Here is a 17,798-nt window from a genome sequence, read left to right on the forward strand (position 1 = left end):
CCTTCTCTCTAATAAATAGACCAGCCTAAAAGCTGGTCTATTTATTGAAGTCAGTTACTTCAGTACGTCATCAATACTTTGATCACCTAGATGGCGTACATCTTTCCCTTTCACGAAGTAAATAATGTATTCACAGATGTTCTGGCAGCGGTCCCCCACGCGTTCAATCGCGCGCGCCGACCACATCACTTGCAGAATATTAGGGATATTTTTTGGATCTTCCATCATGTAAGTCATCAACTGACGAATCACCGCTTCATACTCGGCGTCTAGTTTGTCATCTTGTTTATGCACCTCTGCTGCCGCTTCTACATCCATGCGGGCAAACGCATCTAAAACCTGATGCAGCATATTAATTGCCTGACGGCAGAGAGGCTCTAACGACACTTGGAATTGTCGTTCTTTTGATGATGGGCTTTCAATGGCAACGTAAGCAATGCGTGTCGCCACATCACCGATGCGTTCTAAATCCGTGATCGTTTTGATGATAGCCATGATTAAGCGCAAGTCTTTTGCCGTTGGCTGACGCTTAGCAATAATGCGTGTACAGGCGTCATCGATCGAGACTTCCATCGCATTCACTTTATGATCGTCACGCACAACCTTACGCGCCAGTTCGATGTCTTCTTTATGCAAGGCTTGAATAGCATACGAAAGCTGCTGCTCTACCAAGCCTCCCATGGTTAATACATGAGTACGAATCGATTCTAGCTCTACGTTAAATTGTCCTGAAATATGACGTCCAAAGTGCATGATGTTCCTTATTCCGTATAGAGTCGCGACTTAACCGTAGCGACCCGTAATGTAATCTTCGGTCTGTTTCTTCATTGGCGAAGTGAAGATCGAGTCCGCGTCAGAGTATTCAATTAACTTCCCCATATGAATGAATGCAGTATGATCGCTCACTCTCGCCGCTTGTTGCATGTTATGGGTAACGATAACCACAGTATATTGAGTCTTCAGCTCATTGATAAGCTCTTCAATGGTTAAAGTTGAGATTGGATCCAACGCTGATGTTGGCTCGTCCAATAACAGGACTTCCGGCTCAATCGCCACCGCCCGCGCAATGACCAAGCGCTGTTGCTGACCACCAGATAAGCCAAATGCGTTCTCATGCAAGCGGTCTTTTACCTCATCCCACAACGCCGCCGAGCGCAAGGATCGCTCCACTGCGTCATCTAAACTGCGGCTGTTTTTTACACCTTGTAAGCGTAAGCCATAAACTACGTTTTCATAAATTGACTTAGGAAATGGATTGGGTCTTTGAAACACCATCCCCACTCGGCGTCGAAGTGTCGCAACATCGACATTAGGATGATAAACATTCTTGCCGTGGAGACGCACTTTACCTGTGACTCGACACCCTTCCACTAAGTCGTTCATGCGATTGATGCAACGTAATAACGTCGACTTTCCACACCCTGAAGGACCGATAAAAGCGGTGACTCGCCCTTTGGGAATTCGCATCGAAATATCATGCAGCGCCTGAGTTTGACCATAGAACAGATTAAGGTTCTCGATTGAGATGGCTGTTTGTTCATCCGTTAAATTATGAACATCCAATGGTGGCTCATAACCTAATGTACTATCAAAATTAAACATACTTAATCTTGTCCTAACGTTCTGTATTTTTCTCGTAAATTATTGCGAATACTGATTGCTGTTAAGTTTAGCCCGACAATCACTGTCACGAGTAAGAAAGAGGTAGCATAAACTAATGGTCGCGCCGCTTCGATGTTGGAGGTTTGAAAGCCAACATCGTAAATGTGAAAACCTAAATGCATGAACTTTCTATCCAAATGCACATAAGGGAATTGTCCGTCAACCGGTAAACTGGATGCCAATTTCACGACCCCCACCAGCATCAGTGGCGCTACTTCGCCAGCTGCACGCGCAATCGCAAGGATCAAACCTGTGATAATAGCTGGCGTCGCCATAGGCAAAACCACGCGCCATAGCGTTTCGAACTGAGTTGCACCAAGTGCCAGAGAGCCATGTCGTACGGAGCTCGGAATTCGAGTTAAACCTTCTTCTGTCGTCACAATCACAACTGGAAGCGTCAGCACGGCAAGAGTTAGTGCTGACCATAACAAACCCGGCGTACCAAAGGTTGGTGCCGGTAGCTTCTCCGCATAGAATACGTTGTCGATAGAGGCACCAATCGTATAAACGAAGAAACCTAAACCAAACACGCCATAAACAATCGATGGAACACCCGCTAGGTTTATAACCGCAATACGAATAACTCTGGTTAGAGCGTTATTCTTAGCGTATTCATGTAGATAGATAGCGGCGATCACCCCGAGTGGCATCACAATGATCGACATGATGAGTACTAAGAAAACCGTACCAAATATCGCAGGGAACACGCCTCCTTCGGAGTTAGACTCTCTTGGATCTTCAGATAAAAACTTCCAAACCTGTTTTCCCCAATGCATGACTTTATCAGGCAGTGACATTTGGTTTGGATACCAGTAGTCCAAAATGTCTTCGAGCGGAATCGATACTTGTGACCCCGTCATATCCTCGACAATCAAGGCATAGTCAGAGAGCTGAAGTCGTAAACCATCAAGTTGCAAATCTAACGTCGCAAGCGCTTTTTCTATCTGCTCTTTTTTCGTCAGGTTTTCGTTTAAGAAGCTTTCTGTCAGCGTGTCATTCAATTCATGCTTGCGCTTTTCTAATCGCAACTGCTCTAGCTTCCAACCAAGCTCTTTAAGCTGATCGACCACCAAAGAATCAATCTCATGGCGCAGAGTTTCTGCATCATCAAGCTTTTTATTTAGTACCGATTGAATATCACTGGTGTATATATTATCACCATCTTGAAACGCCACCAGCTTACCAAAGAAATAACCACCGCTACTGCGCTCTATCACCGCCCACTCTTTTGGCATCGTGGGCTCATCCAACTGCATTTGCAATACGGAGATAAAATCGGCGGGATACAACTCTCGGTTAGCGATTTTGATGTTGAGTCGCGTGGCAAAATCTTCATCCTCTTCTAACTGTTGTGCTGCGCTTTCAGGCAAATAACTCTTAGGCACAAAGCTGCGCTCATACACTTGACCAATCAGAATAGTATTTTCATGTAGCACTTCGCCTTGTACAGGAGTCAGCGCTGCAACATTCCACTGATACAAAGGCGCTGGCCAAAAGTAAGTCAGGCCTTTCCAGCCGATAAGGAGTAACAACCCTAATACCGACAACAAACTGATGCTGACTGCACCGCCTGTTAGCCATATCCACGGTGCGCCAGAACGAATCCAATTTAACACGTTATTACTCGCTCTTTATTCAAACCATTATTACAACGCACGGTACTTATCTCTCAGTCTCTGACGAACCCACTCCGCAAGCGCGTTTACTGCAAACGTAAACACAAATAAAATCAATGCAGCTAGGAACAGCAGGCGATAATGCGAACTTCCAACTTCCGACTCTGGCAACTCAACGGCGATGGTCGCCGACAGGCTGCGCAATCCTTCCAAAATATTCCAATCCATTAATGGCGTATTGCCCGTTGCCATTAATACAATCATGGTTTCGCCAACAGCGCGTCCCAGGCCCATCATAATGGCAGAAAAAATACCTGGGCTTGCAGTAAGCAAGACAACATAGATTAAAGTTTGCCAAGGCGTGGCCCCTAATGCCAAAGAGCCATCCGATAAATGCTTCGGTACAGAGAAAATGGCATCTTCGGCAATGGTAAAAATCGTCGGGATAACAGCAAACCCCATCGCTAACCCCACCACCAATGCATTGCGTTGATCGTAACCAATACCATGCTCGGTTAAGAATAAGCGCATATCGCCACCAAAGAACGTCTGCTCAATCGTAGGCGAAATCCACACTCCAAGCCCAATCAGTACCAATATGACAGGCATGAGCACTAAAGCATGCCAACCATTAGGCAGACGATTCCGCAAAGGTTGCGGTATTAATGCCCATAGCCCGCCCATAATCATGGTGCTCAAGGGCAAAACAAACAGCATAACGACGATCGTAATCAAATGATCTTCGACAATAGGCGCGAACCACAATCCCGCGAGGAAACCTATGATCACCGTCGGCAGTGCTTCCATTAGCTCAATCGACGGTTTTACTACACGACGCATGCGTGGCGACATAAAGTAAGCCGTATAAATAGCACCTAGCACTGCGAGCGGTACTGAAAACAGCATCGCAAACATCGCCGCTTTTATCGTTCCAAACGCAATAGGTACTAGGCTGAACTTAGCCTCAAAGTTATCGCTCGCCGAAGTCGATTGCCACACAAATTCAGGCTCAGGATACCCTTCGTACCACACTTCTTGCCATAATGAAGACAATGAAACTTCCGGATAGGCATTGTCCACTTCCGCAACATTTAACGCATTATTTTGCCAAGTGATTAAGTAGCGTTCATTGTTAGACATTGCTGCGATTGCGGGCGCTTGATGGTACGCACGCTTAAACAACACCAGTTTTTCACTGGTTGTATAATGGCTTTGCAACGTGCCGTTGGTGTAAAAGCTATAAAATCCTTTTCGATGAGAATCCGGCAACAAATACTTAAGCTCTGATGCCAATTTAAAATCACGAATATGCGTTAACGTGCGTTTTTCTTCTTGCAGCGTATCAAACCATTGCGACACCCGACCATCGTTGTGCGTCACCAAAAGCGAGTAAGCACCAGCCAATAAGTCTATCGTACGAACGGAATGCTTCTTATCACCTTGAGTGAGATCGACCACCTCTCGCACAGCAAATTTACGTGCGGTTTTCTTTAACACGATCAACTCAGAGCCATCGCGCAAATAAAGCGTTTCACCGTCAGGTGTCAACAACATTTGCTGAGGCGTATTAAAGCCTGAAGAGAACGTAAAATCGATCGTTGTAGGAGACGTACCCAAAGACGAAGCCACTTGCCAGCGAGCTTTCACTTCACCACTTTGCGTCTGCCAAACAACCGTTGGTAAGGGCGTCGAAGCTGCAAATACAAACTGAGTCACAGGATCTTGAGGCGTACTTAGTGTCAGATCCATGCTGGTGTCTAGCTCAATCACTTCCGGAGGACGTGTATTTTCTCTCAATGTAGCATTAAATTCTGGCTTGAAAAGGTTCGCTTTACCCTGCCCATCAACAAATCCATACCAACCTAGCCCAGGAGCAGATTGAGAGAAAGCAACGGGTTTCTGGGCGATTTGCTGTGTATACACCGCAGGTTTCGTAGGATCGTCCATCGACAAATATTGAATCTCACCACTTTGGGTTAGAACGAACGCGAGCTGAGCGTAATCATCCACTGAAATCGCAAGTGGTGTTTCAATATGAGTGGCTCGAATGGCTTGGTTGGTTTTGATCTCCGCATCAGAAAAAAGCGGAATGATCACCATGGCGAGGTAGACAAAGATCAAAATAAGCGCCGCGAGTACGCCGACACCACCAGATGTCACTGCAAGTCGAACTAAACGATCTTTTATCAGTCGTTTCTTATCTTTTTCCTGCAATGAAAACTCGGCTTGTGCCATTTAAATCTCTACCTTTTTTGACTTAGTACTAGAATATGTCGTTAAGATGACAATTATATTACAGATCACATTAAACACCTGAAAAGAATACAACTCTTATGCAATGCGTGGTATGAAATAAATCTGTAATGAAAATCTCATAATGTTCTCACTCATCCATTTTTCCAAGATGAGTACGTAATACTTCACTTTTGGCTAGGTAAGGTTATGAGCGCAGAAAAACTATATATAGAAAAAGAACTGAGTTGGTTGTCTTTCAACGAACGAGTATTACAAGAAGCTGCCGATAAAACCGTCCCTTTGATCGAACGTATTCGCTTTCTTGGGATCTTTTCCAACAATTTAGATGAATTTTACAAAGTACGCTTTGCGGACGTGAAGCGCAGAATCCTAATCAGCCAAGAGCGCGGTGGCAGTGATAGCCCTAAACGACTGTTAACCAAAATGCAGTCGAAAGCACTAAAGCTTAACGAACAATTTGATGAGCTTTACAGCGAGTTGATTCGAGAAATGGCGCGACGTCGCATTTTCTTGGTCAACGAGCAACAACTGGATGAATCGCAACAAAAGTGGATCGCGAAATACTTCCGTAGAGAGGTAATGCCGCATATCACTCCCCTCCTAATGAAAGACGAGATCGATGTTCTGCAATTTCTCAAAGACGAGTACGCTTACATCGCCGTAGAACTGCGTAAAGAAGAACATTACCAGTACGCTCTGATCGAAATTCCGACCGATCACCTTCCCCGCTTTGTGATGGTACCAGAACAGAAAGGAAAGCGTCGAAAAACCATCATCTTACTTGATAATATTATCCGCCACTGTTTGGACGAGCTGTTCAAAGGCTTTTTTGATTATGATGAGCTTAGCGGCTATGCGATGAAAATGACGCGTGACGCTGAATACGATTTACGCAATGAAATCGAGTACAGCTTGCTTGAACAAATGTCAGAGGGTGTCAATCAGCGACTGACAGCAAAGCCCGTTCGCTTCGTCTACGAACGCGATATGCCGCCTCAAATGTTAGAGTTTCTGTGTAACAAACTTAATATCTCTAACTACGATAACCTTATCCCCGGCGGACGCTATCACAACTTTAAAGACTTCATCGGCTTTCCAAATGTTGGACGAGAATATCTTGAAAATAAACCTCTCCCGCCAATGAAATGTGCCGATTTCGAAGGTTATGCCAACAGCTTTGACGCGATTAAAGCGAAAGATATTCTGCTCTATTATCCCTACCACACTTTTGACCACATTAGTGAGTTAGTGCGCCAAGCCTCCTTCGATCCCAAAGTACTTAGTATCAAGATTAACATTTATCGCGTCGCGAAAGATTCTCGCTTGATGAACTCTTTAATTGATGCGGTGCACAACGGCAAAAATGTCACTGTGGTCGTCGAACTGCAAGCTCGCTTTGATGAGGAAGCCAATATCGAATGGTCAAAAGTATTAACTGAAGCGGGTGTGCACGTCATCTTTGGTGCGCCTGGTCTTAAGATTCACTCAAAGCTACTGATGATTAGCCGCCGCGAAGGTGAAGAAATTATTCGCTACGCACACATCGGCACAGGCAACTTCCATGAGAAGACGGCACGAATTTATACCGACTTCTCCCTGCTTACGGCAGATCAAGAAATCACTAATGAAGTCCGTAATGTCTTCGGTTACATTGAGAATCCATACCGACCAGTGAAGTTCAATCACCTTATGGTATCTCCTCGTAATTCTCGAACCCAAATCTACCGCTTAATTGATAATGAAATTGCGAATGCCAAGCTAGGGAAAAAAGCCGCTCTTACGATCAAGGTCAATAACCTAGTCGATAAAGGCATCGTCAATAAGCTTTATGGAGCAAGTACTTCCGGTGTAAAAATAAACATGATCATTCGAGGTATGTGCTCATTAGTACCGGGCATTGAGGGGATCAGCGACAATATTCGCATCATCAGTATTGTTGACCGCTTTCTTGAGCACCCTCGCGTGGTGATCACCCACAATGATGGCGATCCGCAAGTTTATATCTCCTCCGCAGACTGGATGACAAGAAATATTGATCACCGTATCGAGGTAGCAGTACCAGTCCGTGATCCACGTTTGAAACAGAGAATTATTGATATAACGAATATCCATTTTACCGATACAGTAAAGGCTCGTTTAATAGATAAAGAAATGAGTAACGCTTACGTACCACGAGGTAATCGCAAAAAAGTTCGCTCTCAAATCGCTATCTATGACTATCTTAAAAATATAGAAAAGCAAACTAGAAAACAAAATTCAGATGCCTCAAATACTTGAACAAGATACTCGCTACATTGCCGCGATAGACCTCGGCTCAAACAGTTTCCATATGGTGGTGGCCAAAGTTGTTGGCAGTGACCTACAACTGGTTAGTCGTCATAAACAACGTGTTCGCTTAGCATCAGGACTCGACAGTGAATTGAACTTAAGTCACGCCGCAATGGAGCGTGCGCTAGAATGCTTAGCCATGTTCGCTGAAAGGTTGCAAGGGCTTGATGAGTCAAATGTACGTATCGCCGCCACACACACACTAAGACGCGCTAAAAATGCCCACCTTTTCATCGAGCGTGCAAAAGAAGTGATGCCTTTCCCAATAGAAATTATCCCTGGAGAAGAAGAAGCCCGCCTGATTTACTTAGGTGTCGCGCACACTCAAGTAGAATCCAACTCCAAACTAGTCATCGATATCGGAGGCGGCAGTACCGAGATGATTATTGGACAAGAATTTGAGCCTGAGCTTCTCAACAGTAAACAGATGGGATGCGTCAGTTTTACAGAGCAATACTTTAAAAACGGCAAACTGTCAGGCAAAAACTTCAGTAAGGCGATGTTAGCGGCCGAACAAAAACTCGAGTCCATCGCCTCAACATATCGTAAAAAGGGCTGGGATATTGCTCTCGGCTCATCAGGAACCATCAAAGCGATTCAAGAAGTGCTAGTAGGATTAGGTTTTGAAGATGGCCTGATCACAGCGAGTCGACTGGATACACTTATCGAAACTCTGTGTAAATTTGATTCAATTGAAGATATTGAACTGACTGGTCTAACAGAAGAACGTAAACCCGTATTCGCAGCAGGCGTAGCGATTTTGTCCGCGATTTTCAAAGCGCTTCGCATTGAGCAGATGTTTTTCTCCGATGGTGCTCTGCGCGAAGGCCTGTTGTACGAAATGGAAGAGCGTTTTGCGCGCTCCGATATTCGCATGCGCACCACAGAAAATTTAGCCAACAAGCACCGGGTCGACTTAGAGCATGCAGCTCGTGTTAAGGGGCATGCACGTGAGATGTTATGTCAGGTACGCTCTGAACTAGGCATTAAGAAAAAGAGTGAGTTATTTGACTTACTAGAGTGGGCAGCGTTGCTTCATGAAGTCGGATTAAGTATTAACTTGCGTAGTTTCCATCGCCACTCTTTTTATATTCTGTTGCACTCCACCCTACAAGGCTTCAACCGTGAGCAGCAATTAGTGCTTGCAACATTAGCTCGCTTCCAGCGTAAAGCGCTCAAATTGCAAGAACTACCAGATTTCAACCTCTATAAACAGAGTGACGTTATAAGCCTCATCAAAATATTACGACTTTCTATCGTATTAAATGGGCAGCGTAATGAAGATCCATTGCCTGATATCACCTTATCTATCAAAAATGACGAATGGATTCTCACATGCACAGATGAAGCATGGCTAGAAAACAATAAATTACTTCACGCGGATTTACAGGAAGAACAAGAACGTTGGGACAGCGCGAAGTGGACACTCACTTTCTGATCTCGTACTGTCCATACCTAAATAAAAAGTCGGCTTACAGGCCGACTTTTTTTAACTCTTCTTCTGCAAAGTCTGCCGTAATGGGCACATAACCATCTTTCTCAACCAACGCTTGTCCCTGAGCAGAAAAGATAAAGCGAATAAACTCAGCTTCAATTGGTGTTAATGGGTAATCAGGGTGCTTATTCACGTAAACATATAAGTAACGTGATAGTGGGTACTTACCACTAACAATATGTTCTCGCGTTGGAGTCACGTAGTCATTTCCCATTTTAGCCACAGGGACTAAGCGCACGCCTGCCACTCGATAACCAACACCGGAATAACCAATTCCACTGATGGTTGACGCTACAGCTTGCACTACTGACGCGGAGCCTGGCTGCTCGTTAACTCGAGTCTTGAAATCGCCGCCACACAAGGCATTACTTTTGAAGTAACCATAAGTTCCAGAAACGGAGTTACGACCAAACAACTGTACGTTTCGCTTTGCCCACTGTGATTCAAGACCGAGTTGCTGCCAGTTTGTTACAAATTGACTTTCGCCACAGCGTAGCGTGGCAGAAAACAAAGCATCTAATTGACTAAAGTTAAGACCTTGAATTGGATTATCTTGATGAACAAAAATACCGATTGCATCGATGGCTACCCTAAGCGCCGTTGGCTTGTAGCCATGTTCACGTTCAAACGCTTCTATCTCTCTTAAACGCATAGGGCGACTCATGGGACCAAACTGAGCTGTTTGTTCGGTCAATGCTGGAGGGGCAGTAGAAGAGCCAGACGCTTGGACTTGCGCATTAATATTCGGGTAAATGGATTTAAACTCTTCAACCCAAAGCGTTGTCATACCCGCAAGTGTATCGGAGCCAACAGAGAGCAAGTTCCCGACAATCCCCGTCGTTTTATGATAACTCGGCAATGGTTTATCTTGAGCGGCAGCCATAAAAGAACAAACAAGCGCGAATAAACTGAATGTTTTTGCTAATCGTAAAGCCATTATTTCACCACCAAACGCTCAGGCAATACGAAAGAAAACTTACTACCCACGCCTACTTCACTGTGAATTTCTAAATGAGAGTCATGGTGACTCAGCGCGTGTTTTACAATGGCAAGCCCTAAACCACTTCCACCAGTATCACGTGATCTTGCTTTATCCACTCGATAAAAACGCTCAGTAAGTCGGTGGAGGTGCTGAGGTTCAATACCATCACCACTATCTTCCACCTCTAAGCATGCGCCTTGAGAGGTCTGGAACCAACGAACATTAATGTTCGCACCAGGCGGTGTGTATTTGACGGCATTATAAACGAGGTTAGAGATAGCACTACGTAACTGGTCATCATCGCCCAGCACGCGTAGGCTAGCATCAACATCAAATTTCAATTTATGTTGGTTGTCCCCACTAAGGCTAACCGCCTCTTTTTCTAACACTTCAAGCATCGCGGGCACATTCACGACTTCCTCAAGCTCATGCATAGGTGCCGCTTCAATTTTAGATAGTGTCAGTAGTTGGTTCACCAAACTGTTCATGCGGTTAAGCTGCTCCGTCATGACACCATGAGCTTTGCTCCACATAGGACCCACGACCATATCAGGATCTTCTGTCATCTCAAGATAACCTTGTAGCACCGTCATTGGTGTACGCAGTTCATGAGATACGTTGGCAAAGAAGTTGCGACGCATTCCCTCAAGTTGTTTTAACTGGCTAACATCACGCACCACCATCAAATGTTCACCTTCGGTATACGGTACGATACGTAGTTCTAGCATGCGTTCGACATTGAGTGGTGAACGCATTTCTAATGGCTCTGAAAAGTCTTTCTTGTTGAGGTACTTGATAAAATCAGGTGTACGAATGAGATTGGAGATAGGTTGACCTGAATCTTCTGGCCAATGGAAGCCCAGTAAGTGCTGAGCCAGCTTGTTGCACCAAACAATATTGCCTTCAGCACGGAATACCACTACCGCATCGGGTAGCGATTCTGCACCATTTCGGAATCGACGAATAAGATTAGTAAGCTCTTTTCGTTTGCGGCGTTGGCGCTGTTGTAAGCGATACAACCCATTGAACAAAGATTCCCAGTTACCGCTACCAGATGGTGGCGTGAGGCGTTTTTCATCCCATAACCAAGAAGATAAACGTACTTGGTTATGCAAATGCCACACAAGCTGCAATGCCGTAGCAGCCAAAAGCAACCACGGCATATAACCGAATATCCAACCTACTATCACCCATGGGGTGTAAAAAAAAGCCAGCTCCCAAGCCAGCTTTTTCCACGTTAATCTTTCAACCACTCATAACTCCAGAAATGGTACCGATAAGCTGCGTGTTAATTTATGCCTTCGTCGAGAAGCGGTATCCAGCACCACGAACAGTTTGGATCAGCTTATCATGCCCTGCAGCTTCCAATGCTTTACGCAGGCGGCGAATGTGAACATCAACCGTACGGTCTTCGACATACACGTTAGTGCCCCAAACATTGTTTAATAGCTGCTCACGGCTGTATACGCGTTCTTGATGCGTCATGAAAAAATGAAGCATCTTAAATTCTGTAGGGCCCATGTCTAATGGCGCATCATTAGCCGTAACACGGTGCGATACAGGGTCAAGCTTCAATCCCTGTACATCAATTACATCTTCTAGTGCAGTAGGGGTAACGCGACGAATCACCGCTTTTAGGCGTGCAACCAACTCTTTAGGAGAGAATGGCTTAGTAATGTAGTCATCCGCACCGACTTCTAAACCGCGCACTTTATCTTCTTCTTCACCACGAGCGGTAAGCATCACAACTGGAATGTTGCGCGTTAATTCCTCTCGCTTCATATGTTTGATGAAGTTAATGCCACTACCGCCTGGTAACATCCAATCCAGTAAAACTAAATCAGGGAAGGGTTCAGCCAGTTTGGTTACTGCAGTATCGTAATCTTCCGCTTCTACCGCTTGGTAACCTTTCTGCTCAAGTACGAAGCACAGCATTTCGCGAATAGGAGCTTCGTCTTCAACAACCAGAATCCTTCTAGACATAATTGAGTAACCTTATGTTCGTTGAGCTAATGAATTTAAGAGACAAAGCGCCTCTCTATGCATAAGCATTATCACTACCAATTATGACACTTTTGTGACCTTTGAAAACAAATTTTCATATAACTTTCTTTTGAGGTTCATTCGGATATTTTTCATTTCTATTAAGACATCAGCACAAAAATTCCCTATGATTAGTCCCTTGTCATCAAGCCTAGAGAAGATTTATGTGGTTTAAAAACTGTCTGGTATACCGCGTTAACCGCGAGGTTACTTTTAACGCCGAACAACTAGAAACTCAGCTGTCTGAATTCCGATTCACCCCGTGTGGCAGTCAAGACAAACAGAAATTTGGCTGGGTCAGTGCAATGGGTAGACATGGCGATATGATGACTCACGTGTCAGAAAACCGCATTCTGATTTGCGCCAAGAAAGAAGAGAAAATGCTACCTGCCTCTGTGATCAAAGAATCATTGAATGCAAAAGTAGAAGCAATGGAAGCGCAAGAAGGTCGTCCTCTGAAGAAGAAAGAGAAAGACAACCTGAAAGATGACATCGTAATGGATTTACTGCCGCGCGCATTCAGCCGCAGCAGCCACACTCACGTGCTCATCATGCCAAAAGAAGGTTTTATCCTTGTTGATGCAAGCAGCTATAAAAAAGCAGAAGATGTATTAGCATTGCTTCGTAAAACCATGGGTAGTCTACCTGTTGTTCCTGCTATTCCAGAAGTGGCGATTGAAACTACGCTAACCGAGTGGGTGAAAAGCGGTGACACACCTCAAGGTATCAGCATGATGGACGAAGCTGAGCTAAAATCCGTACTTGAAGAAGGTGGTGTGATTCGCTGTAAGAAGCAAGAGCTAACCACTGATGAAATCCGCAACCACATCGCTGCGGATAAAGTCGTGACGAAACTTGCGCTTAATTGGCAAGATCGTATTGAGTTCATTATGACGGAAGATGCAGGCATCAAACGTCTAAAATTCTCTGATGAATTGAAAGATCAAAACGATGATATTCCACGTGAAGATCAAGCAGCTCGATTTGATGCAGACTTCTCTCTAATGTGTGGAGAGTTCAGTGCTTTCCTTCCCAACCTATACGATGCGCTAGGCGGCTTACCGAATCCTAACGCTTAATTTTGTATAAAGGTTAACCATAACGCCCTCACTTTTTTTGAGGGCGTTTTTCTATCTGAAGCACAATTACCCTAGTCACAGTTCACATTTTGACGTAAAATTTGCGCCCCATTTCCATTAGGTGGAATTGGCCTGACTTGTGATCAGATAAAAGAGAATTGAGCAATGACAACTGAGAAAGCATTCGTGCCTGAGCTACTATCTCCAGCGGGCAGCCTGAAAAACATGCGTTACGCATTCGCCTACGGGGCAGATGCAGTTTACGCTGGCCAACCTCGCTACAGCCTTCGCGTACGTAACAACGAGTTTAACCACGAGAACCTAAAAATCGGTATCGATGAAGCCCACGCCCTAGGCAAAAAGCTTTATGTGGTATGTAACATTCAACCACACAACTCGAAGCTAAAAACGTTCATCCGTGATCTTAAGCCAATCGTAGAGATGGGTCCTGACGCATTGATCATGTCAGATCCAGGCCTAATTATGATGGTTCGTGAAGCTTTCCCAGAAATGCCAATTCACCTTTCTGTACAAGCGAACGCTGTAAACTGGGCGACCGTTAAGTTCTGGGCAGCGAATGGCGTGGAACGTGTGATCGTTTCTCGCGAGCTATCTCTAGAAGAAATCGAAGAAATTCGTGAGCATTGCCCTGAAACTGAACTTGAAGTATTCGTTCACGGTGCATTATGCATGGCTTATTCTGGTCGTTGCCTACTTTCTGGCTATATCAACAAACGTGACCCTAACCAAGGCACTTGCACTAACGCATGCCGCTGGGAATACAAAGTTGAAGAGGGTAAAGAAAACGACGCTGGTGACATCGTAGAGAAATTCGACCCGACGGAAGCACAGCCTGTCGAAGTACAAGACGAGCGTCCTGAAACCACAATTGGTCGCGGCAAACCAACAGATGAAGTCGTTCTACTTTCTGAAGCACACCGTCCAGAAGAAAAAATGGCAGCTTACGAAGACGAGCATGGTACTTACATCATGAACTCTAAAGACCTACGAGCGGTTCAGCACGTTGAACGCTTAACTAAGATGGGTGTTCACTCATTGAAAATTGAAGGTCGTACTAAATCGTTCTACTACTGCGCACGTACCGCTCAAGTTTATCGTAAAGCAATTGATGATGCTGTAGCAGGTCGACCATTCGATGAAAGCCTAATGGGTACACTAGAAAGCCTAGCTCACCGTGGCTACACTGAAGGCTTCCTACGCCGTCATACACACGATACTTACCAAAACTACGATTACGGTTACTCAGTCTCTGATGCTCAACAGTTTGTTGGTGAATTCACTGGCAAACGTCGTGGTGACATGGCTGAAGTAGAAGTAAAAAATAAGTTTCTTGTCGGTGATAGCCTTGAACTAATGACGCCAAAAGGCAATATTGTTTTCACGCTAGAGGCAATGGAAAACCGCAAGTCAGAGTCTATTGAAGACGCGAAAGGAAACGGTCACTTTGTATTCATTCCAGTACCAGCAGAGCTAGATTTAGAATATGGCCTATTAATGCGTAATCTAAACTCAGGGCAGGACACCCGTAACCCGACTGGTAAGTAACCATGGCCTTGCTCATTACTGATAAATGCATTAACTGCGACATGTGTGATCCCGAATGCCCCAATGGGGCAATCAGTATGGGAGAGAGCATTTTCGAAATTGATCCAGCGCTATGTACAGAGTGTAAGGGGCATTACGAAAAGCCGACCTGTCAGTCAGTGTGTCCAATTACAAAATGCATAATCACTGATCCGAACCATGTCGAAACTGAAGAGCAGTTGCTTGAAAAATTCGTGATTATTCAAGGGTTAGCATAAGAGCAATTAGGTTCAACTTTGGCATCAAAGTTGAACCTTTTCTCAACCTGATTTTTCAATAGGGATAATATTGCAGAACAGCTCTTTTTCAAAATGATACTCTAGTCTCTCACGCCAATTTTCCGCTTGAGAAACAGGTATTAAATAAAAGTTTTCTCGGCTCGTATCAGTAACGAAAGCCATTCCATATTGCATCAGCTCATAATGCACATCATTAACAAAACCCGGATCAAGGCGTTGACGCCCAGTCAGGTGATTCACATCCTCTCGAGTCAAAGAGACTCCTTTAGTATCACTGCTAAATCTGTGTCTTAACCACTCTGCAAATTCTTTTGCACAAATCATAGTCATGGTTTTGTCCTTGATTTACTCTTCTAACAGGAAAAGGGCATATCCCTGCCTTACACACTTGTCTGCGTTGTTATCGCTTTTTAGCCAACTGACAGACATATTGCTAAGAAACCAGAGTATCGTGACGAAAGATCTTTTTCTAAACAGAGAAGTTACAACTTACCCATACTACAACTCTTTGTTTAATTTAGATTTCTATAATATGTCCCCAAAACTAATTGGGTTAGTTTTTGTATTGGTACTATTCAATGTAGACAAAAGTATGATGTTTCTCCAGTTTCATAAAAGAGATCACCAAGTACAGATAAACCTGAAGAGTAACACTAATTAGGATTGATAAGCGGCAAGCATTGAGGTGGAACGACTTTTTTTCGTTTGGGCTTAGAGGTTGTTTTTACCCGTGGAGGGGTATCAATAGGTTTTGCTTTCGGGGCCCAACTTGCAAGCTCAACACCGCAGCCATCGCCTACTGGAGGTGGTGCTTGATCAACACAATAGTCGCTCGAATCAGGACAAGACAACCTGACGTGAAAGTGGTAATGATGCCCCCACCATGGACGTACTTTACGTAACCAAGAACGATCTTTGCCGTTTTCTTGCAAGCAAAGTTGCTCCTTAATAACAGGATGTACAAAAATTCGTGCAACATCCTTACTTTTTGAAGCGTACCGAATTAGCTTAAAGTGCCGTTCTTCCCAGCGATGATTAAGTATGGAATAACCTTTTAAATCCACCACACTCATGGGCTTAGGAAGTTGTAATTCGTTATAAGAAAGCGGTTGGTCAGCAAGTCTTAACCAGATATCGATATCTAACCCGGTTTGATGACTAGAATGACCAGAGGAGAACCTTCCACCTCTAGGTAAAGACAAATCACCAATCAACAGAGTGGTGTTGAGATTTTGATGAGCTTTAAGCGCCAGATTTTCAATAAACTCTATCGTTTTAGGGTGCCCATAGTAGCGCTTCGTTTTACTACGTAAGACTTGATAACCAACGCCATCGAGAGGCAAGGGTAATGCACCATCTAAACAACCGTTAGCATAACTACCAATAGAGGAGGAAGAGTTTCGGGTAGGATTAACCGCAGACTCCCAAGGAGTAGAACATACTGAAGCTGAGAAACATAAACCCAAAGTTACAATGAAACTCAGCCTCATAGCCTTTAACCTTTAGTAGTGTTCGCCATTATCGTAATAAGCTTTAGGAGATAAGGCGGAAAAGATAACTGCAACATCAATATCGGCACCAGCGATACCGCGCACTTGTTGCGTAATAAGCTTGGCAACTTCATCTTGCACTTCCTGGCCACGGTCGAACCAAAGCACTTCGACAAAAGGATATGCAGCACTCACCTCACCCTCATTGAAAAACGTAGTGTAGATATACTCAAAAGTAAAATCCTCACGCGGACAGTCCATTAGAGGCTGAAGTTCATCCGTAAGGGGTTTTGATAATGCCTGAACAGCTTGTGGCTCTACAGCACGGAATCGAAAATGTGGCATAAACTTACTTCCTAATTATTAGCATCAATGCATGATGATAACAGGAACCAAGTCAGTAATCATCCAAGCCAATGTAACCACTGACCTTTCAATAGATTGTGAATCAGATGTGCTCGATAACGAAGAAAAAGCGTTATGAAAATTCGAAGGTAAAACAGAAAGAGCAAAGCGATACATCAACATTTAATAATTACATTACTAGAAAATAAAACTATCTGAAGCAAAGGTATGCCATATTCGTTGGATAAACATACACCTGACGCCGAAACTATACGTTAGGAATAAAAGAGCCCCTGACCTAAGCCAGAGGTTATGAACATGGGGGATAGGTGAAGTGGACCAATATCCCGGAGATATGAACTTTCAATCCCCCGATACTTTGGTATCAGAGGAATCGACAGCTCTCCAACTAGTCAGATTCTCTTTTCTTCAGATGCAAAAAAGCCCCAGCATTACTGCTGAGGCTTTAGAGTATGGCAGGGGTGGAGAGATTCGAACTCCCAACACGCGGATTTGGAATCCGCTGCTCTGCCAATTGGAGCTACACCCCTGTAATTCGTGTTTATTGAGACGACGCTCAAATAAGTGGCGGAGTGGACGGGACTCGAACCCGCGACCCCCGGCGTGACAGGCCGGTATTCTAACCAACTGAACTACC

The 17,798-nt window shown here is 44.4% G+C and carries 14 protein-coding genes, 1 tRNA gene and 2 pseudogenes; 5 read left to right on the top strand and 12 right to left on the bottom strand.

Features of this window, described 5'->3' with window-relative positions; all coding sequences use genetic code 11:
• Positions 1-54: 54 nt before the first annotated feature.
• The 5 genes and pseudogenes from phoU to R7E00_RS15915 form a co-directional block, all read right to left on the bottom strand.
• Complete coding sequence (gene phoU / locus R7E00_RS15900) at positions 55-753, bottom strand: phosphate signaling complex protein PhoU (protein WP_005381744.1); 699 nt, start codon at positions 751-753, stop codon at positions 55-57.
• Between the two features lie 30 nt (positions 754-783).
• On the bottom strand, positions 784-1,602 hold the full coding sequence (gene pstB, locus R7E00_RS15905; RefSeq protein ID WP_005381745.1) for a phosphate ABC transporter ATP-binding protein PstB: 819 nt from the start codon (positions 1,600-1,602) through the stop codon (positions 784-786).
• A gap of 2 nt (positions 1,603-1,604) precedes the next feature.
• Positions 1,605-2,981: pseudogene (pstA, locus tag R7E00_RS15910) on the bottom strand (phosphate ABC transporter permease PstA); the annotation flags it as partial.
• A 65-nt stretch (positions 2,982-3,046) separates the two neighbouring features.
• Positions 3,047-3,278, bottom strand: a pseudogene (locus R7E00_RS25450) (phosphate ABC transporter, permease protein PstA); the annotation flags it as partial.
• A gap of 30 nt (positions 3,279-3,308) precedes the next feature.
• A complete protein-coding gene (locus R7E00_RS15915) occupies positions 3,309-5,513 on the bottom strand; it encodes an ABC transporter permease subunit (protein WP_225466713.1) in 2,205 nt (734 codons plus the stop codon).
• A 207-nt stretch (positions 5,514-5,720) separates the two neighbouring features.
• Here R7E00_RS15915 and ppk1 point away from each other — a divergent pair, with 207 nt between their 5' ends.
• Both ppk1 and ppx read left to right on the top strand, forming a co-directional pair.
• The gene (ppk1, locus tag R7E00_RS15920; RefSeq protein WP_005381748.1) at positions 5,721-7,811 is read left to right on the top strand and encodes a polyphosphate kinase 1; all 2,091 of its coding nucleotides are present in this window, start codon (positions 5,721-5,723) and stop codon (positions 7,809-7,811) included.
• Entirely contained in the window at positions 7,795-9,300 is a 1,506-nt protein-coding gene (gene ppx / locus R7E00_RS15925; RefSeq protein ID WP_005381749.1) for an exopolyphosphatase, read from the top strand. Before ppk1 ends, ppx begins: the two co-directional genes overlap by 17 nt.
• A 34-nt stretch (positions 9,301-9,334) precedes the next feature.
• Here ppx and R7E00_RS15930 read toward each other — a convergent pair whose 3' ends face one another.
• Genes R7E00_RS15930 through phoB form a run of 3 tightly spaced genes read right to left on the bottom strand, consistent with a single transcriptional unit; the run spans position 9,335 to position 12,322 of the window.
• Complete coding sequence (locus R7E00_RS15930) at positions 9,335-10,294, bottom strand: PstS family phosphate ABC transporter substrate-binding protein (RefSeq protein ID WP_085569938.1); 960 nt, start codon at positions 10,292-10,294, stop codon at positions 9,335-9,337.
• Positions 10,294-11,592 (bottom strand): phosphate regulon sensor histidine kinase PhoR, encoded by a 1,299-nt coding sequence (gene phoR / locus R7E00_RS15935; RefSeq protein ID WP_005383667.1) that lies wholly within the window; start codon positions 11,590-11,592, stop codon positions 10,294-10,296. Before phoR ends, R7E00_RS15930 begins: the two co-directional genes overlap by 1 nt.
• Positions 11,593-11,632: 40 nt before the next feature.
• On the bottom strand, positions 11,633-12,322 hold the full coding sequence (phoB, locus tag R7E00_RS15940) for a phosphate regulon transcriptional regulator PhoB (RefSeq protein ID WP_005381752.1): 690 nt from the start codon (positions 12,320-12,322) through the stop codon (positions 11,633-11,635).
• A gap of 224 nt (positions 12,323-12,546) precedes the next feature.
• On the opposite strand from phoB, the gene rdgC reads away from it, so the two are divergent.
• From rdgC to R7E00_RS15955, 3 genes are all read left to right on the top strand, one after another.
• Entirely contained in the window at positions 12,547-13,461 is a 915-nt protein-coding gene (gene rdgC, locus R7E00_RS15945) for a recombination-associated protein RdgC (protein ID WP_005381753.1), read from the top strand.
• 165 nt (positions 13,462-13,626) lie between these two features.
• The gene (gene yegQ, locus R7E00_RS15950) at positions 13,627-15,027 is read left to right on the top strand and encodes a tRNA 5-hydroxyuridine modification protein YegQ (RefSeq protein ID WP_005381754.1); all 1,401 of its coding nucleotides are present in this window, start codon (positions 13,627-13,629) and stop codon (positions 15,025-15,027) included.
• A gap of 2 nt (positions 15,028-15,029) precedes the next feature.
• Entirely contained in the window at positions 15,030-15,284 is a 255-nt protein-coding gene (locus R7E00_RS15955) for a YfhL family 4Fe-4S dicluster ferredoxin (protein ID WP_005381763.1), read from the top strand.
• A 42-nt stretch (positions 15,285-15,326) separates the two neighbouring features.
• Here R7E00_RS15955 and R7E00_RS15960 read toward each other — a convergent pair whose 3' ends face one another.
• The 4 genes from R7E00_RS15960 to R7E00_RS15975 form a co-directional block, all read right to left on the bottom strand.
• On the bottom strand, positions 15,327-15,635 hold the full coding sequence (locus R7E00_RS15960; RefSeq protein ID WP_005381765.1) for a hypothetical protein: 309 nt from the start codon (positions 15,633-15,635) through the stop codon (positions 15,327-15,329).
• Positions 15,636-15,958: 323 nt separating this feature from the next.
• A complete protein-coding gene (gene mepA / locus R7E00_RS15965) occupies positions 15,959-16,795 on the bottom strand; it encodes a penicillin-insensitive murein endopeptidase (protein ID WP_017633932.1) in 837 nt (278 codons plus the stop codon).
• A gap of 12 nt (positions 16,796-16,807) precedes the next feature.
• Positions 16,808-17,140: a DUF1904 domain-containing protein gene (locus R7E00_RS15970; protein WP_005381768.1), complete on the bottom strand. Its 333-nt coding sequence runs from the start codon at positions 17,138-17,140 to the stop codon at positions 16,808-16,810.
• A gap of 474 nt (positions 17,141-17,614) precedes the next feature.
• Positions 17,615-17,691, bottom strand: a tRNA-Trp gene (locus R7E00_RS15975).
• Positions 17,692-17,798 lie beyond the last annotated feature (107 nt).

This window comes from Vibrio sp. Vb1755 (assembly GCF_033338635.1).
Taxonomy (GTDB): Bacteria; Pseudomonadota; Gammaproteobacteria; order Enterobacterales; family Vibrionaceae; genus Vibrio; species Vibrio alginolyticus.